At 72.7% G+C, this 26,609-nt stretch carries 20 protein-coding genes and 1 other RNA gene; 3 read left to right on the forward strand and 18 right to left on the reverse strand.

The window, feature by feature from the left end; all coding sequences use genetic code 11:
* Positions 1 to 29: 29 nt before the first annotated feature.
* The 11 genes from ACZ3ZE_RS05485 to ACZ3ZE_RS05535 form a co-directional block, all read right to left on the reverse strand.
* Positions 30 to 1,526 carry a hypothetical protein gene (locus ACZ3ZE_RS05485; RefSeq protein WP_361162686.1) on the reverse strand — a complete coding sequence of 499 codons (1,497 nt, stop codon included), beginning with the start codon at positions 1,524 to 1,526 and terminating at the stop codon, positions 30 to 32.
* A gap of 81 nt (positions 1,527 to 1,607) precedes the next feature.
* A complete protein-coding gene (locus ACZ3ZE_RS05490) occupies positions 1,608 to 2,150 on the reverse strand; it encodes a hypothetical protein (RefSeq protein WP_361162684.1) in 543 nt (180 codons plus the stop codon).
* A 94-nt stretch (positions 2,151 to 2,244) separates the two neighbouring features.
* The gene (locus tag ACZ3ZE_RS05495) at positions 2,245 to 4,536 is read right to left on the reverse strand and encodes a xanthine dehydrogenase family protein molybdopterin-binding subunit (protein ID WP_361162682.1); all 2,292 of its coding nucleotides are present in this window, start codon (positions 4,534 to 4,536) and stop codon (positions 2,245 to 2,247) included.
* The gene (locus ACZ3ZE_RS05500; RefSeq protein WP_467257451.1) at positions 4,533 to 5,930 is read right to left on the reverse strand and encodes a (2Fe-2S)-binding protein; all 1,398 of its coding nucleotides are present in this window, start codon (positions 5,928 to 5,930) and stop codon (positions 4,533 to 4,535) included. The genes ACZ3ZE_RS05495 and ACZ3ZE_RS05500 overlap by 4 nt, the downstream gene beginning before the upstream one ends.
* Positions 5,927 to 6,814 (reverse strand): FAD binding domain-containing protein, encoded by an 888-nt coding sequence (locus ACZ3ZE_RS05505; protein ID WP_361162678.1) that lies wholly within the window; start codon positions 6,812 to 6,814, stop codon positions 5,927 to 5,929. Before ACZ3ZE_RS05505 ends, ACZ3ZE_RS05500 begins: the two co-directional genes overlap by 4 nt.
* Before the next feature lie 232 nt (positions 6,815 to 7,046).
* Positions 7,047 to 8,807, reverse strand: a complete 1,761-nt coding sequence (locus ACZ3ZE_RS05510) for a beta-N-acetylhexosaminidase (RefSeq protein ID WP_467257454.1) — start codon at positions 8,805 to 8,807, stop codon at positions 7,047 to 7,049.
* An 11-nt stretch (positions 8,808 to 8,818) separates the two neighbouring features.
* Positions 8,819 to 9,703: a carbohydrate ABC transporter permease gene (locus ACZ3ZE_RS05515; protein ID WP_363293378.1), complete on the reverse strand. Its 885-nt coding sequence runs from the start codon at positions 9,701 to 9,703 to the stop codon at positions 8,819 to 8,821.
* A 17-nt stretch (positions 9,704 to 9,720) separates the two neighbouring features.
* Complete coding sequence (locus ACZ3ZE_RS05520; protein ID WP_467257457.1) at positions 9,721 to 10,704, reverse strand: carbohydrate ABC transporter permease; 984 nt, start codon at positions 10,702 to 10,704, stop codon at positions 9,721 to 9,723.
* Positions 10,705 to 10,721: 17 nt separating this feature from the next.
* Positions 10,722 to 12,020, reverse strand: coding sequence for an extracellular solute-binding protein (locus ACZ3ZE_RS05525; RefSeq protein ID WP_361162676.1), 1,299 nt, complete (start codon positions 12,018 to 12,020; stop codon positions 10,722 to 10,724).
* Positions 12,021 to 12,239: 219 nt separating this feature from the next.
* Positions 12,240 to 12,530, reverse strand: a complete 291-nt coding sequence (locus ACZ3ZE_RS05530) for a DUF3039 domain-containing protein (protein ID WP_361179587.1) — start codon at positions 12,528 to 12,530, stop codon at positions 12,240 to 12,242.
* A 54-nt stretch (positions 12,531 to 12,584) separates the two neighbouring features.
* On the reverse strand, positions 12,585 to 13,145 hold the full coding sequence (locus ACZ3ZE_RS05535; protein ID WP_361179585.1) for a YqgE/AlgH family protein: 561 nt from the start codon (positions 13,143 to 13,145) through the stop codon (positions 12,585 to 12,587).
* Between the two features lie 274 nt (positions 13,146 to 13,419).
* Between ACZ3ZE_RS05535 and murA the strand changes: the two genes are divergently transcribed.
* Positions 13,420 to 14,766, forward strand: a complete 1,347-nt coding sequence (murA, locus tag ACZ3ZE_RS05540; protein ID WP_046911450.1) for a UDP-N-acetylglucosamine 1-carboxyvinyltransferase — start codon at positions 13,420 to 13,422, stop codon at positions 14,764 to 14,766.
* Positions 14,767 to 14,911: 145 nt separating this feature from the next.
* Here murA and ACZ3ZE_RS05545 read toward each other — a convergent pair whose 3' ends face one another.
* From ACZ3ZE_RS05545 to ACZ3ZE_RS05555, 3 genes are all read right to left on the reverse strand, one after another.
* A complete protein-coding gene (locus tag ACZ3ZE_RS05545; protein WP_017237029.1) occupies positions 14,912 to 15,193 on the reverse strand; it encodes an HU family DNA-binding protein in 282 nt (93 codons plus the stop codon).
* Positions 15,194 to 15,505: 312 nt separating this feature from the next.
* The gene (locus ACZ3ZE_RS05550) at positions 15,506 to 16,921 is read right to left on the reverse strand and encodes an NAD-dependent malic enzyme (protein ID WP_361629938.1); all 1,416 of its coding nucleotides are present in this window, start codon (positions 16,919 to 16,921) and stop codon (positions 15,506 to 15,508) included.
* A gap of 410 nt (positions 16,922 to 17,331) precedes the next feature.
* The gene (locus ACZ3ZE_RS05555; RefSeq protein ID WP_361179581.1) at positions 17,332 to 19,725 is read right to left on the reverse strand and encodes a HelD family protein; all 2,394 of its coding nucleotides are present in this window, start codon (positions 19,723 to 19,725) and stop codon (positions 17,332 to 17,334) included.
* A 305-nt stretch (positions 19,726 to 20,030) separates the two neighbouring features.
* On the opposite strand from ACZ3ZE_RS05555, the gene ACZ3ZE_RS05560 reads away from it, so the two are divergent.
* A complete protein-coding gene (locus ACZ3ZE_RS05560) occupies positions 20,031 to 20,858 on the forward strand; it encodes an MmyB family transcriptional regulator (RefSeq protein ID WP_361179579.1) in 828 nt (275 codons plus the stop codon).
* A gap of 78 nt (positions 20,859 to 20,936) precedes the next feature.
* Here ACZ3ZE_RS05560 and ACZ3ZE_RS05565 read toward each other — a convergent pair whose 3' ends face one another.
* The 3 genes from ACZ3ZE_RS05565 to ACZ3ZE_RS05575 all read right to left on the reverse strand — a co-directional run bounded on the left by ACZ3ZE_RS05565 (position 20,937) and on the right by ACZ3ZE_RS05575 (position 24,619).
* Positions 20,937 to 22,088 (reverse strand): uroporphyrinogen-III synthase, encoded by a 1,152-nt coding sequence (locus ACZ3ZE_RS05565; protein ID WP_361179577.1) that lies wholly within the window; start codon positions 22,086 to 22,088, stop codon positions 20,937 to 20,939.
* A gap of 84 nt (positions 22,089 to 22,172) precedes the next feature.
* A complete protein-coding gene (locus ACZ3ZE_RS05570; protein ID WP_361179575.1) occupies positions 22,173 to 23,540 on the reverse strand; it encodes a nitrate/nitrite transporter in 1,368 nt (455 codons plus the stop codon).
* A gap of 95 nt (positions 23,541 to 23,635) precedes the next feature.
* Positions 23,636 to 24,619, reverse strand: a complete 984-nt coding sequence (locus tag ACZ3ZE_RS05575; RefSeq protein WP_361179572.1) for a LysR family transcriptional regulator — start codon at positions 24,617 to 24,619, stop codon at positions 23,636 to 23,638.
* An 83-nt stretch (positions 24,620 to 24,702) separates the two neighbouring features.
* Between ACZ3ZE_RS05575 and ACZ3ZE_RS05580 the strand changes: the two genes are divergently transcribed.
* Entirely contained in the window at positions 24,703 to 26,070 is a 1,368-nt protein-coding gene (locus ACZ3ZE_RS05580; RefSeq protein WP_467257460.1) for an MFS transporter, read from the forward strand.
* Between the two features lie 53 nt (positions 26,071 to 26,123).
* Here the strand turns inward: ACZ3ZE_RS05580 and ssrA are convergent.
* Positions 26,124 to 26,516, reverse strand: a transfer-messenger RNA (tmRNA) gene (gene ssrA / locus ACZ3ZE_RS05585).
* Positions 26,517 to 26,609: the final 93 nt, after the last annotated feature.

A 26,609-nucleotide genomic window follows, 5' to 3' on the forward strand; every position in this document is an offset into this window, starting at 1 on the left:
TGTTTCTCCGTGCCCTTCTGCCTACGGGGTCAGTCGACGACCGGGGGGACGATCGGGCGCTTGCCCTGCTGCCAGGTCTCCTCGTCCTCGACGAGGTAGTCGGGACGCTCGCCACCGCGCTCTTCGTGACGGTCGTCGCCCGTACGAGCGCCGGCACCGTGCATCCCGGCGCCGCGTCCCGTGGCCGGTCCGGTCCCGGAGCCTGCCTGACCACCGCGTACAAGCCCGGTGCCGCCAGGGGTGAACGGGCGGGAGCCGGCCTGGCCGGTCTTCTGGGCCCTGCCGCCGACCACACCGCCCTGCTCCATGGCCAGCCGGCGACCGGCCGCGGTGCCACCGCCACCGCCACCGCCACCGGCGTGCGGGCCCATGGCGCCGCCCGTTCCGCCGCGGCCGTGGACCTGCTCGTTGCCGATCACCGTGCTGCGCGGGATGCCCGTCGCGGGCCGCCCGTTCGTCGGCGTCACTTGCCGCCCACCGACGATGCCGGTCTCGCGCGGCGGGCGCGCCGAGGCCGTTCCGCCGGGGCCGAAGGGGCCCGGGCGCAGACCGGACCCGCCGCCCTTCACCGTTCCGCCGCCGGTCGGCAGCTGCCCCGGCCCACCGGGGCCGGTGATGAACGGAGGCGGGGTCGTCTGAGTGCCACCCGGGTAGGTCGGCGTCTCGGGCTTCACCAGGCCCGGACCCGGCGGCGTGGTGGGAGCGGGCCGTGTGTCGGGGGGAGTCGTCACGGAGTCGATCCCCAGGTCGACGGGAACCTCGGGCACGACGTGTGTGGGACCGGGGCGGACCGTGCCGCCGGGGTCAGTCGTTCCCCCGTCCGTGGTGTGCACGACAGCGCGTTCGGTGGAGCCTTCCGTACGGCCACTGATCTGCCGGTTCTGCGTGGTCCCGGTCGTGGAGGACGTGCTGGTCCGGGACGTGCGGCCCGGTACCTGGATGTGGCTTTCCGGCGCCTTCCACTTGTCGCCCAGATACCCCGCCGGCGGCGGGAACTCCGGCCGCGTCGCCGCGTTCACCCGCTGGCCGGTGAACGTGTACGTCTGCCCCAGCGAGCGCAGCTTCATCAGCGCCTCGATGCGGGCCTTCTCCCGTGCGCTCGCCGCCGCGTTCATGTCGTCGGTCGCCGTCTTGACCTCGGTCTTGCCGGCGCCGGGGTCGTGACGGGCCGCGTTCAGGGTGCGCTGGGCGGTCGTGTAGTCCGTCTTCGCCGAGGCGCTCGTCTTCGCCAGCTCCTCGACTCCGCTCTTGGCCTGGGCCATGGCCTGGGCGGACTCCGCCAGGCACTCGCCGGCCAGCTGGGTGTAGTTGGCGAGGTAGAACGTGGCGCTCGCCGTGGCGGCGGTCCACTCGACGAACGACTCCGCCGCCATGCCCTTCCAGCTGAGACCGCCGGTGGCGCGGGCGCGCAGGTACTCGGCGATCTTGGTGATCTCGTCCGCCGCGCCCTTGAGCTTGCCCGAGAGGGCCTCGGCGCGAGCGTGCTGGATGGGAGTCAGCATCGCCAGCAGCTGCTCGTTCGACATGCCTTCCAGCGACGTCGACTTCGCTTCCGGCGTTTTGGGCCCCTTACCCATGCGACTCTTCCCCCGTTTCCGTCCAGTGGTTCACTGATAGTCGCCCTGCGCGTCGCCGCCGCCCGCGGGCGCGTCGGTCCGCGGGGTCTCCGCGGAGGCGCCGCTCACGGTGTGCTGGGCGTTCTTCTTCTCGCCGGTGTCCTGCAGGTCGGTGATCTGCGTGTTGAGCGCCCGCATCCGCCTGCGGATGTCGTCGTCGATGTTCTCGTACCCGCTCTTGGAGAGGTCGATCGCGATCTTCATGCTCTCCATCTGGAGCCCCAGCACCTTGGAGAACTTGAGCAGTTCGGCCCGGACGACGTCGAAGCTGGAGAAGAGGAAGCCCGCCTCGTGGAAGCCGGGGCCCGCCAGGGTGGCCTCTTCCAGCCAGTCCTCGCCGATCTTTCCCGGGCCCGCGTTCGACCCCTCGAAGCCCGTGAGCAGGGCGTCCACGCGGTCCTTCAGGTGTGCCAGCTCGTTGACCTCGACGGCCAAACTGGCGGCCGCCCCGGCCACCGCACCGACGCCGCCCATCAGGGGCATCAGGGAGAGTGCCGTGTTCACGGCTCCCCCGCTGTCCGTCGCCTCCGCCATAGCGCCTCCCCGTTCGACAAGTCAGGAGTTCATGGTAGTCAAGACGACGGACAGAGCGCACCTCCGGGTTGCACAAGCAACGCGGCTCACATGGTTACGAATTGGGTACGACGACCGCCGCCTGCGGCCTGATCGGCAGGCGGTTGACGGGGCGTCCGGTGGCTGCGCGGACTGCTGAGGCCACTGCTGCCGGGGAGGTGACGACCGGGACGGCGCTGGCGGGTTTGGCGCCGAAGGGGGCTACGACGTCGCGTTCCTCGACGAGTTTCACGATGCGAATGTCGGGGGCGTCGAGCGAGGTCGGGAGGGGGTAGCCGGTCAGGTCGGGGTGGCGGACCAGGCCGCGGGAGGTGCGGAGGTTCTCGGTGAGGGCCGCGCCGACGCCCTGGGTGATGCCGGCCTCGATACGGGTGGCCAGCTGGGCGGGGTTGAGGATGCGGCCGACGTCCTGGGCGACGGCCATCTCGACCACCCGGACCGTACCGATCTCCACGTCGACGTCCACGACCGCGCGGATCGCGCAGAAGGCGAGGCCGACGAAGGCGTCGCCCTGGCCCGCCTCGTCGAGGGGTTCGGTGGGGTGGGGGCGGCACTGGGCGGTGGCCCAGAGTTCCTTGCCGTCCATGGCCTCGGTGACCGTGGTGGACAGCACGCCGTCGTACGAGGTGATCTTGCCGTCGGTGATCTGGAGCAGTTCGGTCGACATGCCGAACTTGTGCGCCAGGGGCTGGAGGAGCTGGGTGCGGACCATCTTGGCGGCGCGTTCGACCGCGCCGCCCGAGACCCAGGTGTGGCGGCCGTGGGTCGCGGGGCCCGCCGGGGGCTGGTCGGTGTCGACGGGGGCCACGTGGACCTCGTCGATGCCCAGGGTCTCCTGGACGATCTGGCGGGCCAGGGTCGTGAAGCCGGAGCCCGTGTCCACGGCCGCGCAGATGACGGTGGCCACCCCGTCGTGGACCCGGACCGTGGCCGTCGAGACCTCGTCCGTGCCCTCCGCGCCCAGCATGTGCACCATGCCGAGCGCGTAGCCGACGCCCCGCCGTACCGCGCCGGGCTCCCCCGCGCCGTCCGGGCCGCCGGGCAGCAGCCAGTCCTCCTCCGGGGAGTCCATGGGGAGGGGCGGGAGGGGGAAGTCGCGTACGGCGGAGAGGAGTTCGGCCACCGGGGCCGGGCAGGTGACGGTCTGGCCGGTGGGCAGGATGTCGCCCGTGGCCAGCACGTTGCGCATCCGGATCTCCGCGCCGTCGACGCCGACCCGCGCCGCCAGCTTGTCCATCTGCGCCTCGTACGCCGCGCACACCTGCATGGCGCCCTCGCCCCGCACATGGCCCGACGGCGGGTTGTTGGTGCGCACCGCCCAGCCCTCGACGAAGGCGTGCGGCACGACGTACGGGCCGCAGGCGAACGACACGGCCGCCGCCAGCGACTCGGACGACGAGTCGGCGTAGGCGCCCGCGTCCAGCAGGATCTGCGCCTCCACCTTCACCAGCCGGCCGTCCGCGTCCGCGTGGTGGCGGTAGCGCAGCAGGGTGGGGTGGCGGTGGGCGTGGCCGAGGAAGGACTCCTCGCGGGTCGCGGTGAGCTTGACCGGGCAGCCGGTGCGCAGGGCGAGCAGGCCCAGCGGGATCTGGAAGCCGGGGTCCTCGCGGTCGCCGGTGGCGCCCGGGACGCCCGTCACGACCAGCTTGACCTGCTCCGGCGGCAGCCCGAAGCAGGCGGCGGCCAGGTCGCGGTCGGTGTGCGGGTCGGTCGAGGCGGTGTACAGCTCGACGCCCCCGTCGGGGCGCGGCACGGCGAGCGCGGCCTCGGCGCCGATCGGCGCGGTGTCCTGCCGGCCGATCCGGTACAGGCCCTCGACGACGATCTCGCCGGTCGCCTCCTGCTCGCCGAAGCTGAGCGGGATGTGCCGGATCAGGTTGCCGTCGGGGTGCAGCGGCGGCGCCGCGAACGCCTTCTCCGGGTCCGTGACCGGCTCCAGGACCTCGTACTCGACCGCGATGGCCGCGGCCGCGAGCCGGGCCGTGTCCGGGTGGTCTGCGGCCACCGCGGCGATCGCCTCGCCGTGGTGCCGTACGAGTTCGGCGGCGAACACCGGCCGGTCGGCCACCGTGCGGCCGTACGTGACCGCGCCCGGCACGTCGGCGTGGGTCACCACCGCCCGGACCCCGGGCATCTCGGCCGCGGCCGTCGTGTCGATCGACACGATCCGGGCGTGCGGGTGCGGCGAGCGCAGGATCGCCGCCCACAGCAGGCCCTCGGCCCACAGGTCGGAGGCGTACGGGAAGGTGCCCTCGGTCTTCGCCCGCGCGTCGGCCTGCGGGAGCGAGACGCCGATGCCGATGCCGGGCCCGGGGCCCGCCGGCTCCGTGGTCGTTTCGCTGCTCACGCCGTGCCTCCGTCGAACGCGTGGGGAATCTGGTGCGGGATGCGGGCCTCCTCGCCCGCCTCCGCCTCGGCCGCCGCCTCACGGCCGCTGACGACCTCCCGTACGGCGTCGAGCACCCCGCGGTAGCCCGAGCAGCGGCACAGGTTGCCGCAGAGCGCCTGCCGGGTCTCCAGCTCGTTCGGGGCGTGGTTGCCCTCGAGCAGGTCGTGCACGGTCATCGCCATGCCCGGGATGCAGAAGCCGCACTGCACCCCGCACTTCGCGAGCGCCCGCTGCACGTCGGACGGCTCCCCGTCCACGGCCAGGCCCTCGACCGTCCGCACCTCGCACCCCGCGGCCGTGGCCGCCGGCACCAGGCAGGACGCGACCAGACGCCCGTCCACCTGCACGTTGCACGCGCCGCACTCGCCCTGCGAGCAGCCGTCCTTCGCCCCGGCGAGGCCGAGGCGCTCACGCAGCACGTACAGCAGTGACTCGCCGATCCACGAGTCCGTGACCGGGCGGTCGGCGCCGTTGACGCGGAGCGTGTACGAGGTGGTGGGGTGCTCGTCGCTGTCGGTCGACATGTCGACGGGCGGCGGGGCGGGGGCGGGGGCAGGGGCGAGGGTGTCCGGAGCCTGTTCCGGAGCATGTTCCAGGGCCTGTTCCGAGGCCTGTTCCGGGGCCTGTTCCGGTGCCGGTTCCACGACCTGCTCCGGAGCCTGCTCCAGGGGCTGCTCCGGCGCCTGCTCCCGTACCGGCTCCGATACGAGTCCCGGCTCAGCCGACACCCCAGCCGGCGCCTCAGGCGCCTCGACCGGCGCCCCGGGCTGCGCCTCGCCGGCCGCCTGCTCCTCCACCGCCCACGGCGCCGCCGCGCCGCCGGGCAGCGTGGCCGGTGCGCCGGTCGCGTACCGCGCGAGCCGTGCCGCCGTGTACTCGCCCGAGTCGTCCAGGACGTCCGGACCGTCCTCGATCGTCGGGATCGTCCACGACGCCGTCTGCTCCTGCGGGTAGTCCTGGAGCTCCCGGAACTCCCGGAAGTCCTGCGCGACCGGCGGGACCTGCGAAGCCTGCGGGGCCTGCGGGAACTGCGAGGCGTGCGGCACGTGCGGGGCCTGGGGGTACTGCGAGGCGTGCGGGGCGTGCGGGGCCCGCGGCTCCTCCCGCGCGGGCTCCTCCGGCGTCTGCGCCATCCACGTCCCCGTGGCCGCCGGGTCCGTCGCCGCCAGTGGTACCAGCGGGGTGATCATCGGCGGTACGTAGCCGTGGCCCGGCGCCTCCAGCGGGACGCCCTCCAGCATGAACTCGGGCGGCAGCTGCACGAAGGCCGTGGCGTCGCCGTCGTACCCCTCGCTCTGCGGGATCGGCTGCCAGCCGCCCGTACCGCGGTTCTCCGGTGTCTCGTCGCTCACGACAGCGCCCTCCCCAGTGCCCGTCGGGCCAGCGCGGCGACGGTGCGCCGCAGATGCAGTACGGCCGGGGGCAACTGCTCGTCGCCCTGCGGGTCCGGGATGCACGCGGCGGCCACGTAGTCGCCGAACGCCGCCAGCGCCTCCGGGGCCAGGCCCCGCTCCCCGTCCCAGTCCACCAGCGAGGCGATCCACTGCTCCGCCTCCAGCGGGCGCAGCGGCATCGGCGCGACGGCGCCGACCGCGCAGCGCACCCCGCGGCGCGCCGGGTCGAGGACGACGGCGACGGAGGCGTTGGCGCGGGCCGGGCCGGTGCGGCCGGTGGCCTTCAGGAAGACCTGGGGGGCGTGCAGCAGCGGTACGCGCACGAAGGCGACCAGCTCGCCGGGGGCCAGCAGGTCCCGGCCGGCCAGCAGGTGACTGACGGGCAGCTCGCGGCTGCCGAGCGGGCCGACGACGACCAGCTCGGCCTCCAGGGCGGCCAGCACCGGCAGCGAGTCGCCGGTGGGCGCCGCGGTCACGATGTTGCCGCCGAGCGTGCCGGCGTTACGGATCTGGGGCGGGCCCGCGACGCGCGAGGCGGCGGCCAGGGCGGGGATGAGGGCCGCGAAGTCGGGGCGGCCCATCCGGGCGTGGGTGAGGCCGGCGCCGAGCAGGGCGTGGCCGTCCTGGTACTGCCAGCCGCGGATCTCGTTGATGCGGCTGAGTCCGACCAGGCCCGCGGGGCGCAGCCGGCCGCGGTTGACGGCGGCCATCAGATCGGTGCCGCCGGCCACGGGGACGGCGGCCGGCATGGCGGTGAGCGCCGCCACGGCCTCGTCCAGCGAGACGGGCAGCGTCACGGAGCGCGCCGCCCGTGATGCCGTCTGTGGTGCGTGCGTGGTCAACCCGCTGCCCCTTCCCGGTGTCCCGGTGGTCCCCGGCCGTTCCCGGCCGTCACGCCTGTGTGGCCGTACCGTACGTGCTCACAGCCTGGACGTGGCAACTCTGGCACATCTTCCGAGCCGTACGTCGCGAGGGTCCGCGAAGGACGGTTCCGTCCAGGACGTGCGGGGACCTCCCTGAGCGACGGTAACTTCCGTTTTGCCGCTCTTGGGTGACGTCGAGGGGATAGGTGCCTCACACGTTCGGGGGTGCCCCCTCGATGGGGCGGCCCTGGACGCCGGGGCGGCGCTGCCAGGGGTGCGGTCCGGCGGGCGGGCGGTAGTCCACGCCGAGGGCGTCGAGGCGCCGGTAGTGGGCGCCCATCCGGCGCTCGAAGTCGGCGTGATCGCGCGCCTCGGGGGCGGGCAGGCGGGACCAGGCGACCTCGGCGAAGGCGGCGAGGCGCGGGTAGGTCTGGTAGTCGACGCGGGCCCGGTTCTCCATCACCTCGGTCCACACGTTGGCCTGGGTTCCCAGGATGTGGGCGGCGGCCTCGGGGGCGAGGCCCGGCGGGACGGGCTCGAAGCGGTAGACGTCCGCCAGGGTCCGTACGTACCCGATGGGCATCGGCTCGTCCTCGCCCGGCGCCTGACGGTGGTCCAGGTACACCTGCTGCTCGGGGCACATCACCACGTCGTGGCCGGTCTCGGCGGCGGTGATCCCGCCCGCGTAGCCGCGCCAGGAGGAGACGGCCGCGCCGGAGGCGAGGCCGCCCTCCAGGATCTCGTCCCAGCCGATGAGGCGGCGGCCGCGGTCGGCGAGCCAGCGGTCGAAGTGGCGGACGAACCAGGACTGGAGGCCGTCCTCGTCGCCGACGCCGAGCTCCTTGATGCGGCCCTGCGCGGTGGCCGAGGCCTTCCACTGGTCCTTGGGGCACTCGTCGCCGCCGATGTGCACGAACGGCGAGACGTCGGCCGGGAAGAGGTCGAGCAGCTCCTCGAAGACGCCCTCGTAGAAGCGCAGGACGTTGTCAGTGGGGGCGAGTACGTTCGGACTGACTCCCCAGGTGTCCCAGACGGAGAGGGTGGTGGTGTCGATGACGTCGGTGTTGCCCAGTTCCGGGTACGCGGCGATGGCGGCCTGCGAGTGGCCGGGCACGTCGATCTCGGGGACGACCGAGATATGCCGGGCGGCGGCGTAGGCGACGATCTCGCGGAGGTCGTCCTGGGTGTAGAAGCCGCCGTGCGGGGTCTCGTTCCACAGCGGCGAGGCCCGGTGGCCCCACTTGCTGCGGGCCCGCCAGGAGCCCGTCTCGGTGAGGCGCGGGTGCCGCTTGATCTCGATGCGCCAGCCCTGGTCGTCGGTGAGGTGCAGGTGGAGGACGTTCAGCTTGTGGGCGGCCATCAGGTCCAGCTGCCGCAGCACGTCGTCCTTCGGCATGAAGTGGCGGGCGACGTCGAGCATCAGGCCGCGCCAGGCGAAGCGCGGGCCGTCGGCGATGTCGGTGCCGGGCACGGTCCAGCGCCGGGTGCGGTCGAGGGGCGCCCTGCGGTGCGCGTCGGGGCCGAGGAGCTGGCGGAGCGTCTGGAGCCCCCAGAACACCCCGGCGGCCGACCCGCCGCGCACGGAGACGCCGTCCGCGTCCACCGTCAGGCGGTAGCCCTCGGGGCCCAGGTCGCCGACGGCGTCGGGGTCGATCCGGAGGCGGACGGTCCCGCCGTCACCCTCCCCTGCCCCCGCGCCGGGCGTGCCCGGAGTTCCCGGCCTGCTCGGAGTTCCCAGCGTGCCCGGCGCGAGGTCAAGGCCGGTCGCCGCCCCGACCGTGGCGCGCAGCCACCGGGCGGCGCCCTCGGTGCCGGGTCCGGCGTCCAGGACGGTCGCCGGGCCCAGGACGAAGCCACCGCCGGTGCCGGTCACCTCCCGCTCCAGCACCGTCACCGGCGCGGGAACGAGCTCGTGGGCGCGCCCCCGGCCCTCGTTCGTCAGGTTCTCGTCGGTCAGGTTCTCGTCGGTCATCGCGTCGGTCCCTAGTCCTTCACCGCCCCGCCCAGTCCCGAGACCAGGCGGCGCTGTACGAGTACGAAGAAGACGAGCACCGGGAGGGTCATCACGGTCGACCCGGCCATGATCCCTCCCCAGTCGTTCTCGTCGGGCTTGAAGAAGACGAGCAGCGCCATCGGGAGGGTCGACTGCGAGGTGTCGCTGATGAGGAAGGACTTCGCGAAGAGGAAGTCGTTCCAGGTCGAGATGAACGAGAAGACGCTCGTGGCGACGAGCCCGGGGAAGACCAGCGGGAACAGGATCTGCCACAGGAAGCGGGTGCGGCTCGCTCCGTCGATCATCGCCTGCTCCTCCAGCGCCTGGGGCACGGCCTTGACGAAGCCGCGGAGCATCCAGATCGCGAACGGCAGCGAGAAGGCGAGGTGCGGCAGGATCAGCGAGCCCAGGGTGTTGAGCTGCCCGAAGTCCCGCATGAGGAAGAACAGCGGGATCGTCAGCGCCTCGATCGGGACCATCTGCGCGACCAGGAACATGATCAGCAGGGTGGTGCGGAAGCGGAACCGGAACCGGGTGACGGCGGTCGCCGCGAGGAAGGCGATGACGGCGGAGGCGAGCACGACCGTGCCGGCGACGATCAGCGAGTTGAGGAAGTAGCGCCCGAACTCCTGTTGTTCGAAGACGCGCCGGAAGGAGTCCAGGGACGGGGAGAGCGTCCACGGCCGGGGGGCGGTGGACTGGATCTCGCCCGCCGGCTTGAAGGCGGACAGGACCATCCAGTACAGCGGGAAGGCCACGGCGGCGGCGACCAGCAGCGCGGCGGCCTCGGCGGCGAGCCGCCCGGGCCGGCGGACGCGGAACCCGGTGCGTCCACCCGTACGTACGCCCGTACGGACACCGGGACGGAAACGGATACGGAACCCGGAGGCACTCACAGTTCTTCCCCCTGTCGGCGCAGCAGGCGCAGGTAGACCAGGGTCACGGTCAGCAGGATGAGCAGCATGACCACGCCGATGGCGGAGCCCAGGCTGTACTGGGAGGAGGCGAAGGCCTTCTGGTAGGCGTACACGTTGAGGACGAGGTTCTGCCCGGCGATGCCGCCGCCGCCCGTCATCACGTAGATCTGGGTGAAGACCTTGAAGTCCCAGATGATCGACTGGATCGTGACGACGACGAGGATGGGCCGCAGCATCGGCGCCGTGACGGAGCGCCAGATGCGCCACTGCGAGGCGCCGTCGAGGGCGGCGGCCTCCAGGACCTCGGACGGGATGGCCTTGATGCCGGCGTAGACGGTGACCATCACGAAGGGGAACGAGCACCAGACGACCTCGAAGAGCACGAGGGCGAAGGCGCTGTACCGCCCGTAGGTCCAGGAGAGGTCGCCGAGTCCGAGGACCCGGTTGACGGGCCCGTAGTCGGGGTCGAAGAGGAAGACCCAGACGGTGGAGCCGGTGACGGCGGGGGTGGCCCAGGCGCCGAGCGCGGCCAGCATCAGGGCGAGCCGGGGCAGGGCGCGGATCCGGGTGAGCAGGACGGCGAGGGCGCAGCCGACGGCGAGGGTGGCGACGACGCAGGCGGCGGCGAACAGGACGGTGGCGAGCAGGACCTGCCGGAACTGGGGGTCGGAGAAGAGCGTGCCGTAGTTGCCGAGGCCCTGGAATGTGGTGGGTTCGCCGCCGCTGACCTGGGCCTGGGTGTACTCCAGGAAGGAGATCAGGCCGAGCTGGTAGATCGGGTAGACGAGCAGCCCGCCGAGGACGACGAGTGCGGGGAGCAGATAGAGCCAGGGGGTCCAGGCGGAGCCGTGGCGGCGGGGGTTCCGCCGGGGCGTGCGCGGGGCGCGGGGTCCGGGAAGCCGCACGCCGGCGCGGTCGGGCGCGGGCGCGGCTTCCTCGGTGCGGGGTGCCGTGGTCATGGTGCGGGTCCCGGCCCTCAGCCCGCCGCCGCGAAGGCCGCGTCCATCTTCTTCGCGGCGTCGTCGGAGGCGGCGTCGATGTCCTTCCGCCCGCTGACGACCTCCTGGAACAGGGTGGGGAGCACCAGGGAGGCGTCGATCTGGCCCCAGCCCGCCGAGGCGGGGACGAACTTGGCGCCGGCGCCGAGGGAGTCGATGAAGGGCTTCACGAAGGGTTCCCTGGCCGCCGCCTGCTGCCGGACGTCGGTGTACGTGGGCAGGAAGCCCATGGCGTCGAAGAGGCGGCTCTGGGTCTCCTTGCCGGTGAGCGACTTCATGAGGTCGACGGCGAGGGTGCGGTGGGAGGTGCTCTTGAGGACGCCGATGTTGTTGCCGCCGGCGAAGGCGGGGGCGATCGAGCCGGGGGTGGTGCCGGGCAGCGGGACGACGGCGTACTTGCCCTTGACGGTGCCGGCCTCGACGGCGGCGTGGCTGAAGTCGCCGCCGATGGCCATGGCGGCCTTGCCGGAGGCGAAGGCGGTGACGGTGGCGTTGCCGCCCATCTGGGCGCACTTGGCGGCGGGGCAGTTGTCGTCGCCGAAGAGGGAGGCGTAGGAGGCGATGCCCTTGCGGGCGGCCTCGCTGTTGACGGCGGACTTGTACGGGTCGCCCGAGGTGCCGGTGCCGGTGGCGAGTTCGCCGCCGTTGGCCCAGATGAAGGGCATGGCGCCGTAGGTGTAGGCGCCGCCGACGGCCATGCCGTAGAGCTCGGGCCGGGCCTTGCGGATCTTCTTGGCGGTGGCGATGAGTTCGGCCTGGGTCTTGGGGGCGCTCAGGCCGAGTCCCGTGAAGACGTCGGTCCGGTAGTAGAGCGCGCGGACGCCGACGAAGAGCGGGGCGCCGTAGACCTTTCCGCCGACGGTGACGGAGGACCTGGCGGTGGGGTCGGTGTCCTTGGCCTCGTCCCAGGCGCCGAACTCGGCGGTGATGTCGGCGAGTCCGCCGTCCTTCACGTAGCCGGCGGTGTCGGTGTTGCCGTACTCGATGAGGTCGGGCGCGGACTTGGGGTCGTTGAAGGCGGCCTTGACGCGCTGGGCGCGGCTTTCGACGGGGATGTACTCGACCTCGACCCTGGCGCCCTTGTGGCGCTTCTCGAAGGCGGCGACGGCCTGGTCGACGACCTGTTCCTTGGGCTTGTTGGCGACTTCCTGGAAGAGCCAGACGCGCAGGGTGCCGCTCTGGTCGTCGGTGCCCGCCGCGCCGCCCGAGGTCTGCGGGGCGCAGGCGGCCAGGGCCAGGAGAGCGATGGGTACGGCGATTCGGGCAGGAGTCTTCACGGTGGTCCCCTCCACACACTCGTTGCACCATATGCAACGGACGTTTCGCACTGCACAACACTGCACAACAGGCGTGAGGTTAGGGGCGGACCCAGACCACGACAAGAGGTCTCCACCACTCTGTGACCACCCGAAGCACCCTGCGCAACGCGAACGGCCCCCGGCGCGCGCACCGAGGTGCGCGCGCCGGGGGCCGTCCCCGACTGCCGGCGGTCCGGACTACTTGTCCTTGCCGCCCTTGTCCTTGTCCTTGTCCCCGCCGGAGCCCATGGACTCGTAGATCTCCTTGCACATCGGGCAGACCGGGTACTTCTTGGGGTCGCGCCCCGGTACCCAGACCTTGCCGCACAGTGCCACCACGGGAGTGCCGTCGAGGGCACTCGCCATGATCTTGTCCTTCTGGACGTAGTGCGCGTAGCGCTCGTGGTCGCCGTCACCGTGGGACACCTGCGGCGTCGGCTCCACGAGGGTTCCCGTACCTGCCCCGCGCTCGGGCTCGAGAGTGCTCATGGGATCCAAGGGTACTGAAAGAAGACCCCCGGGCCGAGCGCCCTCCGGGCGACCTCAGTTCAGCGACGGATCGTCCGGATACGTCGCCACCATCGCGAGCTCGCCGCGCTGGCGGCGCAGGACCTGGCGCCAGAGGGTCTCGGGGCGCGGCGAGGAGACGTCGCCGGGTTCGGACTCCACCACGTACCAGGCGCCGTCGCCGAGCTCGGTCTCCAGCTGGCCGGGGCCCCAGCCCGCGTAACCGGCGAAGATCCGCAGGGCGCCGATGGCCGGGCCGAGCAGCTCGGGCGGGGTCTCCAGGTCGACCAGGCCGATCGCCCCGTACACCCGCCGCCAGCCGAGCGGGCCCTCGTCGCCGGGGATCACCGCGATGCCGAGGGCCGCGTCGAGGGAGACCGGGCCGCCCTGGAAGACGACGCCCGGCTCGCCGGCCAGCGCGGCCCAGGGTGCGAGGATGTCTCCGACCGTGATCGGGGTGGGCCGGTTGAGGACCACGCCGAGGGAACCCTCGTCGTCGTGGTCGAGCAGCAGGACCACCGCGCGGTCGAAGTTCGGATCCGCCAGCGCGGGGGTGGCCACGAGCAGCCGTCCTGTGAGCGAGGACACCTCGGTCATGCGACACATGATCTCGCATCTTCGGCGTTCCGGGGGGTTGTCCGGGGCGATCCGGGGCAGGCGGGCGGCACCGCAGGTCAGCCGGGCCCGCGGGAGGCCCGACCGGGCCGCCGCCGGACCAAGCGGACGGTAACACTCCGCAAGATCACGGGGACGGAGGGTGTTGTGCCGAATTCATTACATTCGCGGGGCCCCCTCAGCCACACACCTGGGGTCCCATGGCCCCTTACCCTTTTCTCTGGCCACCCGACCGACGACCCGGAACGCGAGATTCATGACCGGCACAGACAGCCATGACGTACTGCTTGTCCATGGTGGCACCCCGCTGGAGGGCGAGATCCGCGTCCGTGGCGCGAAGAACCTCGTGCCCAAGGCGATGGTCGCCGCCCTGCTCGGCAGCGAGCCGAGCCGACTGCGCAACGTGCCCGACATCCGTGACGTCCGCGTGGTCCGCGGACTGCTCCAGCTGCACGGTGTGACGGTCCGCCCCGGCGAGGAGCCGGGTGAGCTGATCATGGACCCGACGCACGTGGAGTCCGCCAACGTGGCCGACATCGACGCGCACGCCGGTTCCTCGCGGATCCCGATCCTCTTCTGCGGCCCGCTGCTGCACCGCCTCGGCCACGCCTTCATCCCGGGCCTGGGCGGCTGCGACATCGGCGGCCGGCCGATCGACTTCCACTTCGACGTGCTCCGCAAGTTCGGCGCGACCATCGAGAAGCGGGCGGACGGCCAGTACCTGGAGGCCCCGCAGCGGCTGCGCGGCACCAAGATCGCCCTGCCCTACCCCTCGGTCGGCGCGACCGAGCAGGTGCTGCTGACCGCGGTCCTCGCGGAGGGCGTCACCGAGCTGTCCAACGCGGCCGTGGAGCCGGAGATCGAGGACCTCATCTGCGTGCTGCAGAAGATGGGCGCGATCATCGCCATGGACACCGACCGGACCATCCGGATCACCGGTGTCGACAAGCTGGGCGGCTACAACCACCACGCCCTCTCGGACCGCCTGGAGGCGGCCTCCTGGGCGTCGGCGGCGCTGGCGACCGAGGGCGACATCTACGTGCGCGGCGCGCAGCAGCGCTCGATGATGACCTTCCTCAACACGTACCGGAAGGTCGGCGGCGCCTTCGAGATCGACGACGAGGGCATCCGCTTCTGGCACCCGGGCGGCTCGCTCAACGCGATCGCCCTGGAGACCGACGTCCACCCCGGTTTCCAGACCGACTGGCAGCAGCCGCTGGTCGTCGCCCTGACCCAGGCCTCGGGCCTGTCCATCGTCCACGAGACGGTGTACGAGTCGCGGCTCGGCTTCACCTCGGCGCTGAACCAGATGGGCGCGCACATCCAGCTGTACCGCGAGTGCCTGGGCGGCTCGGACTGCCGCTTCGGCCAGCGCAACTTCCTGCACTCGGCGGTCGTCAGCGGCCCGACCAAGCTGCAGGGCGCCGACCTGGTCATCCCCGACCTGCGCGGCGGCTTCTCGTACCTGATCGCGGCCCTCGCCGCCCAGGGCACCTCGCGGGTGCACGGCATCGAGCTGATCAACCGCGGCTACGAGAACTTCATGGAGAAGCTGGTCGAGCTCGGCGCCAAGGTCGAGCTGCCGGGCAGCGCGCTCGTCTAGGTCGTTCGCGGGCGCCCGTAAGCGCCTGCAACGCCTTCTGAAGGGCAAACGAGAGGGCGGCCACCCCCTGACAGGGTGGCCGCCCTTTTCGCTGCCTCAGGCCGCTTCAGCGGCCTGGGACCAAGCTGCCCGGAGGCCGCTTGCCTTACTTGCCCTTGGCGGCTTCCTTGAGCTTCGAGCCCGCGGAGACCTTCACGCTGTAGCCGGCCGGGATGTTGATCGGGTCGCCGGTCTGCGGGTTACGAGCGGTGCGAGCGGCACGGTGGGTGCGCTCGAAGGTCAGGAAGCCGGGGATGGTGACCTTCTCGTCACCCTTGGCGACGACCTCGCCGACGGTCTCGGCGAGCGCGGCCAGAACGGCGTCGGCGTCCTTGCGGGTCACCTCGGCACGGTCGGCCAGGGCGGCCACCAGCTCACTGCGGTTCATGTTGTTACTCCCGTGTCTTTCTTGCCTGTGAGGCGTGAGATCGAAGCCGATGCTGCCAGGGCCCTCGGACAGTCCCCGGACCCGGGTCTGCTGACAGACCCTCGCGCCCAAACACGCATCCTGCCCCCACCAGCGGCGGGAACGCCAATCCGGCACCCCTCCGGCACCCTCATGGGTCACACGAAAGACGCCGGAGTTCCCTGGTGGTGACGTAACGTCGACTCCGCGCGGACCGTGCGGAGCCGAACTACCACCCTAAAGGCGGGTTTGGGGAGCGGCGACCGCGACACGCAGCGGCCGCTCCCGAGGGGCTCAGGCGCCCGCGCCCGCCGCCTTCGCCGCGTTGCGCACCGCGCCGGCCACCGCGCCGGCGACCTTGTCGTTGAAGACCGACGGGATGATGTAGTTCGGGTTCAGCTCGTCCTCGGTGACGACGTCCGCGAGGGCGCTGGCGGCGGCCAGCATCATCTCGGTGTTGACCGTCCGGGACTGGGCGTCCAGGAGACCGCGGAAGACGCCCGGGAAGACCAGCACGTTGTTGATCTGGTTGGGGAAGTCCGAGCGGCCGGTGGCCACGACGGCGGCGGTCTGACGGGCGATCGCCGGGTCCACCTCGGGGTCCGGGTTCGCGAGCGCGAACACGATCGCGTCCTCCGCCATGGCGGCCACGTCGGCCGCGCCGAGCACGTTGGGGGCCGAGACGCCGATGAAGACGTCCGCGCCGACGACGGCCTCCTTGAGGGTGCCGGTGACGCCCTCCGGGTTGGTGTTGTCGGCGATCCAGCGCAGCGGCGAGTCCGGCTCGGCGTCCACCAGGTCCTCGCGGCCCGCGTGCACGACGCCGTGGATGTCGGCGACGACCGCGTGCTTCACGCCGGCCGCGATGAGCAGCTTGAGGATGGCCGTACCGGCCGCGCCCGCACCGGACATGACGACCCGTACGTCACCGATGCCCTTGCCCACCACGCGCAGGGCGTTGGTCAGCGAGGCGAGCACGACGATCGCGGTGCCGTGCTGGTCGTCGTGGAAGACCGGGATGTCCAGGGCCTCGCGCAGCCGGGCCTCGATCTCGAAGCAGCGCGGCGCCGAGATGTCCTCCAGGTTGATGCCCGCGAAGCCGGGGGCGATGGCCTTGACGATCTCCACGATGGCGTCGGTGTCCTGGGTGTCCAGGCAGAGCGGCCAGGCGTCGATGCCCGCGAAGCGCTTGAAGAGGGCGGCCTTGCCCTCCATGACGGGCAGGGCGGCCTTGGGGCCGATGTTGCCGAGGCCGAGGACGGCGGAGCCGTCCGTCACGACTGCGACGGAGTTGCGCTTGATGGTGAGGCGGCGGGCGTCCTCGGGGTTCTCGGCGATCGCCATGCACACGCGGGCGACGCCCGGGGTGTAGATCATCGAGAGGTCGTCGCGGTTGCGGATGGGGTGCTTGGACGCCATCTCGATCTTGCCGCCGAGGTGCATCAGGAACGTACGGTCGGAGACCTTGCCGAGCACGACGCCCTCGATGCCGCGCAGCTGCTGGACGATCTCGTCGGCGTGCGCGGTGGAGGTGGCGGCGATGGTGACGTCGATCCGCAGCTTCTCGTGGCCGGAGGCGGTCACGTCGAGGCCGGTCACCGAACCGCCGTGGGTCTCGACGGCCGTCGTGAGCTGGGAGACCGCGGTGCCGCTCGCGGGCACCTCGAGCCGGACCGTCATCGAGTACGAGACGCTGGGCGCCGTTGCCATGTCCGTGTTCCTCTGCTTTCCCTGGCTTCTTTGCTACGCCGCACCGGCTGGTTCGCCCGGCGACGCCCTCCGATCGTCGCACCTACCTGCGGGTAGCAGGTAATACGGTCGTTTCGTTTTCGGAAAGTACTTTCCACCATACGAGAGACGCACCGGAAACAGAAGAGAACCGCGGAAACGGAAGAGGTCCCCGTCACCCGAAGGCGACGAGGACCTCTACAAGTAAGCGGCACCGACCCGCCATGCTCGCCTCGCGGCAAGTGGTCCCTCTGAGGGACGAAGGTTGGGCCCGGGGGCTTGGATCGAGCCGGTGCCACGACAAGGCTAACAAACCACCCTGGCAAGTGATTCCTGCGGCACGAGTTGACCGGAAATGAGCCCCGACCGGCCCTGCGGGCCCGCCCCCGGCCTCAGTCCCGCAGCAGGTCCGGCACCCCGTCCTCGTCCGGCAGGTCACGGGCGCCCGAGACCACCGTGAGCGCCTGCGTGGAGCGGGTGAGCGCCACGTAGAGCACCCGCAGGCCGGCCGGCGACTCGTCCGCGATCTCCGCGGGCGAGACCACCACCGTGGCGTCGTACTCCAGGCCCTTCGCCTCCAGGGAGCCGAGCGCCACCACCCGGTCGCCGAGCCCGGCGAGCCAGCGGGCTGCCTCCGCGCGCCGGTTCATCGCGACGACCACGCCGACCGTTCCGTCCACCTGTGCGAGGAGTCGTTCGGCCTCCGACCGTACGGTTTCGGCCAGAGCGCCCTTCTCGGGCTTCTCGGCGGCCTGGGGGACCGGTACGAAGCGGGGCTCGATGCCCGTGGAGCGCACCGCGCGCGGGGACTCCTTGCCGGGCATGGCGAGCGCGAGCACCTTCGCGGCGAGCTCGGCGATCTCCGCCGGGTTGCGGTAGTTCACGGTGAGCTCGAAACGGCGCCGCGGCCGGCTGCCGAGGGCCTCGTCGCGGGCCGCGGCCGCCTCGTCCGGGTCGGACCAGGAGGACTGCGCCGGGTCGCCGACGACCGTCCAGGTGGCGTGCCGGCCGCGGCGGCCGACCATCCGCCACTGCATGGGCGTGAGGTCCTGCGCCTCGTCGACGATGACGTGCGCGTACTCGGTCCGCTCGGCCGCGAGGCGCTCGGCCCGCTCCCGCTGGGTCTCCTCCCGTACGGGCATCAGCTCCTCCAGACCGGTGAGCTGGTCCAGCGGGTCGTACTCCCGCTTCCTGCGCGGCCGGGCCGGCGCCCCGAGGAGCGTGGACAGCTCGTCGAGCAGGGCCACGTCGTGCACCGAGAGCCCCGGGCGGCGCAGCGAGCGGGCGAGGCGGCGCACCTCGCCCGGGTTGAGGATCCGGCGGGCCCAGCGGCCGAGCCGCCGCTCGTCGCTCATGGCGTCGAGGACCCCGCGCGGGGTGAGCTCGGGCCACCAGGCGTCGAGGAAGCCGAGGAACGAGTCCTCCGTCGACACGTCCTCGTCGAAGGAGGAGCGCAGCTCGGCGGCGAGTTCGGGGTCGCTGTGCCGGCCGACCGCGCCGGACCTGGCGTACAGGGCGTCGAGCAGCAGCCGGCGGGCCCGGGGGCGCAGCAGGTTGACGGGGGCGGTGCCGCCGAGGACGTTGTGGCGGATGCGCTTGAGGTCCTCGGGGCCGAGCTCCAGGCGCCGGCCGAAGGCGACGACCCGCAGCAGGGTGGGCGTACCGGCCACGACACCGGGACCGGCCTCGTCGGCGTCGTCCTCGTCGAGGTCGGGGTCCGGGTCCCCGAAGGCGAGCTGGGCCCGCGGCGCCGGGTTCTCCAGGGCGCCGCGCGCGGCCTTGCGCAGCACGGCGAGCATCCGGGAGGAGCCCTTGATCCGGGCGACGGAGGGCTCGTCGTAGGCGTCGGCCTCGACGCCGTCGACCAGGGAGCCGAGGGCGCGGATGGCGACCTGCCCCTCCTCGCCCAGCGAGGGCAGCACGCCCTCGGTGTACGAGACGAGCAGCGGGGTCGGCGAGACGATGAGGATGCCGCCCGAGTAGCGGCGCCGGTCCTGGTAGAGCAGGTAGGCGGCGCGGTGCAGGGCCACGGCGGTCTTGCCGGTGCCGGGGCCGCCCTCGACGTACGTGACGGAGGCGGCGGGCGCGCGGATGACCAGGTCCTGCTCGGCCTGGATGGAGGCGACGATGTCCCGCATGGTGTGGCTGCGGGCCTGCCCGAGGGCGGCCATGAGCGCGCCGTCGCCGATGACGGGGAGCTCGTGCCCGTCGAGGGTGGCGGTCAGCTCGGGGCGCATGAGGTCGTCCTCGACGCCGAGGACCTGGCGGCCCTTGGAGCGGATGACCCGGCGCCGTACCACCCGGCCCGGGTCCACCGGGGTCGAGCGGTAGAACGGGGCGGCGGCGGGCGCCCGCCAGTCGATGACGAGCGGGGAGTAGTCGGCGTCGAGGACGCCGATCCGGCCGATGTGGAGGGTCTCCCCGATGTCGGCGACCTGGCGGCCGTCCTCGGTCCGTACGGCGTCCTCCGCGGGCTCGACGGAGGTGTAGGCGCCGTCGGGCCCCTTCTTCCCGTCCTTGCCGAAGAGGAGATCGATCCGGCCGAAGAGGAAGTCCTCGAACTCGTTGTTGAGCCGGTTGAGGTGGATGCCGGCCCGGAACACCTGGGCGTCGCGCTCGGCGAGCGCGCCGGGCGTACCGACCTGGCCCCGCTGGGCGGCGTCGTTCATCAGGAACTCGGCCTCGTGGATCTTCTCCTCAAGGCGGCGGTAGACCTGATCCAGATGTTCCTGTTCGACACCGATCTCACGGTCTCTGACCGTGTCGACGGCTTCCTGCGCGGCCACCGGGGCCCCCTTCTGACGTGCACTGGGCAGCCGTCGAGCGTACGCCACCGAGGGGCCATGTGTCAGGCCTGACGTCCCGGGGGCCCGGCCGAGTGCCAGACGGTCCCGAAGGGGGCCGGCCCGGGCGTACGGGGGAGCCGCCCGGGCCGGCCGGGACCGGCGCGGCGCGGGGGAAGCACCGTCCGGTCGTCCGAAGGCGTCCTCGCAGGTCAGCGCGGACGCCCCCACAGCATCAATGTTCAACTGTTTATTATCTACGGAGCGTTTTTCCTAGGAAATGAAGCACTGACCTTTTCAGGGGGCGCGTGAACAGGACCGGGCTCCGGGCCCTCCTCCGCGAACGCCGCGAGCTGATCGCGCCCGAGGCCCACGGCCTCTCCCGGCCCACCGGCCGCGGCCGGCGTGCCCGCGGCCTCTCCCAGCAGCAGGTCGACGAGCTGACCTGCCGCGCGGTCGACACGTACAACCGGCTGGAGACCGGCCGCTACCTCCACCCGCCGGCCGACTACCTGCGCCAGATCGCCCGGCTCTTCGGCCTCAACGAGCAGGAGTGGGTGTCGCTCTGCCGGTACGCGGGCATCGGCGACCCGCCCGGCCCGCTGCACCCGTCCTCCGGCCTGGAGGTCCCCGGCGTGTGGCAGGAGGCCGTGGACGGCATCGGGCACATGGCGTACATCACCGACGCCTCCTGGAACCTCCTCGCCCACAACCGGCACTTCGCCGAGATGTACCCGGGCGGCCTGGCCCCCGCCAACACGATGCGCTGGATGCTCCTGGACCGGTCGGCCCGCGACACCACCCTGCTCGACTGGCGGACCGTGTGGGCGCCGCTGATCCTGCCCCAGCTGCGGGCCGCGCTCGCCGTCCGCCCCGAGGACGCCACGCTGCGCCGGATCGAGACCGAGCTCCGCGCCGACCCCGACCTCGGCCCGCTGTGGGAGGCGGGCGGGGCCCACATCCACCCGGACGGCGACGAGCGCCCCCTCCACCACGCCCTGCTGGGCCCCGGCCACGTCACGATCTGCGCCGCCCAGCCGCTCACGGCCCCGGGCTCCCGGCTGATCATCATGCTGTTCCGCCCGGGCCGCCAGAAGGCCCACGAGCGGACGCCGATGCTGAGGGCGGCTCCGTAGGGGGTGCGGCGGGGTCTTCCGTACGAAGGCCCCCGCTCCGTGGCGGGCACGGCGGGGTCCCCCGTACGAAGGACCCCGCTACGCCTCGTACTTCGTGTCCGCCACCGGATCGAGCGCCAGCCGGTACCCGCGCTTCACCACCGTCTGGATCAGCTTCGGCGCGCCGAGGGCCGTCCGCAGCCGGGCCATCGCCGTCTCGACGGCGTGCTCGTCGCGCCCCGCCCCGGGCAGCGCCCGCAGCAGCTCCGCCCGGCCGACCACCCAGCCGGGGCGGCGGGCCAGCAGGCCGAGCAGCGCCATCCCGGCCGGCGGCACCGGCCGCAGCGCGCCGTCGACGAGGACCGCGTGCCCCCGGATCTCGATCCGGCGCCCGGCCACCGGCAGCGCCCGGGCCCGGGCCGGCAGCTCCCGGCAGAGCAGGCCGACCAGCGGGCCGAGCCGGAAGCGTTCGGGCTGGTACGTGTCGATGGCCAGCGCCTGGAGCGGGAGCGCCGTCACCGGGCCCACGCAGACCGCGAGCACGTCGTGGCGCAGCGCCGCGACCAGTTCGTCGAGCGCTCCCCGCTGCTCGGCCCGGCGCAGCAGCGAGGCGGCGGCGGGGGCGCTGGTGAAGGTCACCGCGTCCAGGGCGCGGGCGACGACGGCGTCGAGGAGGCGGTCGAGCGGCCCGGTGTCCTCGGGCGGCATCCACCGGTAGACGGGCACGACGACGACCTGCGCCCCGGCCTCCTCCAGCGCCTCCACGAACCCGGGCAGCGGCTCCCCGTGCAGCTGGAGGGCGATCCGGCGCCCCGTGACGCCCTCGTCGAGCAGCCGGTCGAGGACCTCGGCCATCGACTCGGAGGACGGCGACCAGGACTCGGTGAGCCCGGCCGCGCGGACCGCGCCCTTCACCTTGGGGCCGCGGGCCAGGAGTTCGACCCCGCCCAGCACGTCGAGGAGCCGGTCGCCGCAGCCCCAGCCGTCGGCGGCCTCGACCCAGCCGCGGAAGCCGATCGCCGTGGTGGCGACGACGACGTCCGGGGCGTGGTCGATGAGCTCCTTGGTGGCGGCGAGGAGTTCGGCGTCGTCGGCGAGGGGCACGATCCGCAGCGCGGGACCGTGGACGACGTGCGCCCCGCGGCGGCGCAGCAGCGCGATCAGCTCGTCCGCGCGCCGTGCCGCCGTGACCCCGACGGTGAATCCGGCGAGGGGCCCCTGGTCCGGCGTGCCGCGCTCTTGCTCGTCCATGCCGCCCGAGACTGCCGGGGCCGCGTGTCGGTCTCGGTTCGCGCGTATTTCCTGGTCGTTACGGGCGTGCGGGACCACGGTGACTCACACCTCGGCGTATCCGAGCCGGGCCGTCGGCTCCTCGGCGGCGCCGTCGGCGGTGTCGGGCACGGGAGCCGTCCCGGCCGGCCGGCGAAGGTATACCGCCCAGGTCACCACCATGCACGCCGCGTAGAAGGCGAGGAAGGCGACGAAGGCGCCGGTGCCGCTGCCGACCGTCAGGAAGGACTGCCGGAAGGCCAGGTTGATGCCGAGCCCGCCGAGCGCGCCGACCGCCCCGATGAGCCCCATGGCGGCCCCGGAGAGGCGCCGCCCGTACGCCTCGGCCGCCTCGCCCGCGAGGCCCTCGCGGTGCGCCTGGGCGAGGAAGATCGCGGGGATCATCTTGTACGTGGAGCCGTTGCCGAGCCCGCTGAGGGCGAAGAGCCCGATGAAGCCGACGAGGAACACGGTCAGGGACCCGTCGAGCGAGGCGTGGATCACGACGCCGGTGGCGGCGGCCATCGCGGCGAAGGTCGCGAGGGTGATGCGGGCGCCGCCGTGCCGGTCGGCGAGCGCGCCGCCGAGGGGCCGGACCAGCGAGCCGAGCAGCGGGCCGATGAAGGTGAGCGAGGCGGCCTGGAGCGGAGTGCGCCCGAACTGGGTCTGGAGCACCAGGCCGAAGGCGAAGCCGTAGCCGATGAAGGAGCCGAAGGTCCCCACGTACAGGAAGGCCATGATCCAGGTGTGCCGGGCCGTCACGGCCTCCCGCACGGCGCCGGTGTCGTTCCTGACGGGGGCGAGGTTGTCCATGAACAGGGCGGCGCACAGGGCGGCGACGACGATCAGCGGCAGGTAGACGCCGAGGACGAGACGCGGGTGCAGGGCGCCGGCGGTGCCGATGACGAGGAGTCCGACGAGCTGGACGACGGGGACGCCGATGTTGCCGCCGCCCGCGTTGAGGCCGAGCGCCCAGCCTTTCTTCCGCAGCGGGAAGAAGGCGTTGATGTTGGTCATGGAGGAGGCGAAGTTGCCGCCGCCGACGCCCGTGAGCGCGGCGACGAGCAGGAAGGTGCCGTACGAGGTGCCCGGCTCCATCACCGCGTAGGCGAGGCCCGTCGGCAGCAGCAGCAACAGGGCGCTGGCGACGGTCCAGTTGCGGCCGCCGAAGCGGGCGACGGCGAAGGTGTACGGGATGCGGACGAACGCGCCGACCAGGGTGGCGGTCGCGATCAGGAAGAACTTGCCGGCCGGGTCGACGCCGTACCCGGGGCCCATGAAGAGGACCATGACGGACCACAGGCTCCAGACCGAGAAGCCGATGTGCTCGGCGAGCACGGAGAACCACAGGTTCCTGCGGGCGATCCGCTCGCCCCCTTCGCGCCAGAAGGCCTCGTCCTCCGGCTCCCACCGTTCGATCCACCGGCCGCCCATGTCGTACCTCCACGGTGTCGTGTCCCTTTCCGGGGACGCTAGAAAAGCCGCGTTTCAGGGCGGAGGCGGGAGGTGACGGGTACGGAACCTTGCTCTCACCCGGAGCGCGGGGGTGCTGTGAGCGCCCCCAGGATCTCCCCGTCCGGCAGCCAGGACCCGGCCGGGCGCTCGTGCCAGCCCTCGGCGGCGGCGAGTTCGGCGGCGGCCCGGCGCAGGGCGTCGAGCCCGGGGTGCCGCAGCCCTTTGCGCCACACCAGGCTCACCGGCGACAGCGGTACGGGGTCGACGAGGGGCCGCAGCACACAGCCCGGCATCGGCGGGAAGTCGACCACGGCGAGCACCGGGGTCGGGGACTTGGCCATGACCCGGCGGAACTCCTCCACCCCGACGACGAGCGGCGCGGGGGGCGCGACCCGGACGCCGTGCCCGGCGAAGAGCCGCGCGGCGAGCTCGGTCCACTCGGGTGTCCGGTCGTTGCCCGCGCCCGCGTAGACGTCCCGCCCGGCGAGGGCGCCGAGCGGGACCTCGGGCAGCGCGGCGAGCGGATCGTGCTCCGGGAGCAGCACGGCCATCGGCTCGTACCGCACGAACTGCGCCTCCAGGCGCCCGCGCAGCACGGGGTCGAGCCCTCCGTACCGCCCGAAGGAGACGTCGAGCCGCCCGGCGAGGATCTCCCGCGCCGCACCCGTGAGGCCGCTCTCGTAGCGGGCCATCAGCTCCAGCTGCGGGGCGAGCGCGCGGGCGCGGCGGATCACCTGCTCATGCCCGAGACCGGCGCTGTTGAGGTCGACGAGGAGCGGGCGGGGCGCGCCGCGGAAGGCGTCGGCGAGTTCGGCGTACGCGGTGAGGACGCGGTGCGCGTACGGAACGAGCCGCTCGCCGTCCGCGGTGAGCGCGACCTGCCGGGTGGAGCGGACGAACAGCTCGGCGCCCAGCTCCCGTTCGAGCCGCCGGATGTCCCGGCTGAGGGCCTGCTGGGCGGTGTAGAGGCGGGCGGCGGCGCGGGTGAAGTGGAGTTCCTCCGCGACGGCGACGAAAGAACGCAGGAGCCGGGGGTCGAGGTCGCCGGAGGTGTTCACCCCCGCATTCAACAACAGAAGTGCGTGAATGCGGCCCGAAAGGGTGTTGGACCGCCAGGGCCATGCCAATCGAACCTTGATCCATGCCGCACCCGCATCTGATCCTGACCCCCGCGGGTCCCACCTTGATCCCCCGCTCCACCCCGCACTGGGCGGCGCCCAGCGCCTCGGCCACGCCCACCATGCCGGTCACCGCCACCGTCCCGGTGGCGCCCGCCGTCCCGGTCACCCCCGCCGCCCCGGTCACCCGGCTCCCGCCCCCCGCGCCCATCAACCCCTACCTCCGCCTCCTCACCCTCCCGGGCGCGCGCGCCTTCACCCTGGGCAACCTGCTCGCCCGGCTGCCCATGGGCATGTTCGGCGTCAGCGCCCTCGTCATGATCGCCGGGGCGTACGGCTCCTACGCCCTCGCGGGTGCGGTCGGCGCCGTCGGCATGGGCGCCGGGGCGCTCACCGCGCCCTGGATCGCCCGGCTGGTCGACCGGTACGGCCAGGCGCGGATCGCCGTGCCCGCCACCGTCCACGCGGTCCTGGGCCGGCTCGTCCTGCTGCTCTGCGCGCACGCCCAGGCACCGGCCTGGACCCTCTTCGTGACGACCGCGCTCACCGCCACCGCCCCCAACACCGGCGGCATGTCCCGGGCCCGCTGGGCGTACCTGCTCAAGGACGATCCGGACGCCCTGCACACCGCCAACGCCTTCGAGCAGGCCGCCGACGAGCTGTGCTTCATGCTCGGCCCGGTGCTCGCCGCCTTCCTCTGCTCGGCGCTCTTCCCCGAGGCGGGCACCCTGGTCGCCGCCGTCCTCTTCCTCGCCGGGGTGCTGCTCTTCGCCGCGCAGCGCGCCACCGAGCCGCCGGCCGCCCCGCGCGCCACGGGCGGCTCCCCGGTGCGCGCGCCCGGCGTGCCGGCCCTGCTCGCGGTCTTCCTGGCCACCGGTGCGGTGTTCGGCGCGATGGAGGTCGTCACCCTGGCGTACGTGGACGGCCCGGCCGCGGGCCCGGTCCTCGCCCTCCAGGCCGCGGGCTCCTGCGCGGCCGGCCTGGCCTACGGGCGCGCCCGCCGCTCGCCCCGGCTCGCGGGCTGCCTGGCGGCGCTGACGGCCCTGATGGCGCTCCCTCTGCTCGCGGCCCTCACCGGCTCGCTGCTCACGCTGGCGGGCGCGCTGCTGGTGGCGGGGATGGCGATCGCCCCGACCATGGTCACGGGCATGACCCTGGTCCAGCGGCTGACCCCGCCGGACCGCCTGAACGAGGGCATGACCCTGGCGGTGACGGCTCTGCTCGGCGGCATCGCGGCGGGCTCGGCCGCGGGCGGCTGGCTCGCCGAGCACGCCCCGGCACCCCCGTACGGCTTCCTGGCCCCGGTCACGGCGGCGGCCCTGGCCCTGCTGCTCTGCCTGGTGACCCGGGCGGACCGCCCGCGGGCCCCGGCGGCGGGGGGCCGGGCATGACGAAGGCCCGGCGGTCGTATGACACGACCACCGGGCCTTCGCCCACATGGGATGAGTGGAGATGGCGGGAATCGAACCCGCGTCCAACGGTGCAGAAACAGGGCTTCTCCGTGTGCAGTCTGGTACGAGTTTCTCAGCCCTCCGGATCACCCAGACAAGTCCGGAACGGGCTCAGTCACTGTTTGATTTCCCTCAGGCCCCCGTGACCGGGGCTAGAGGTTTAGATCCCTAAATGACGCCAGGATCCGGGTCGGGACCACCCCCGGGCTGACGCTCCTCACAGAGGCTTCTACTCGTTACCTAAAATTAGGCAGCGAGGGCGAAGCGGGAGTTATCGCTCTTGGAGTTGGCGATTATTGGTTGCGACATATGGTTTACGAGATCATTGCCGCTTCCTCGACACGCTTCCCCTGCTTCGACATCCGCTGTCGAAACCGATCATCCCCATGTTGATTTTTCAAACCGCGCACCCGCTGTGAGGTGCAGGACCCATCGTACGTGACCGGGGCCCGCGGTAGCCAGCGTATTAACCCCGGGCG

It is taken from the genome of Streptomyces sp. NPDC023157 (genome assembly GCF_055560575.1).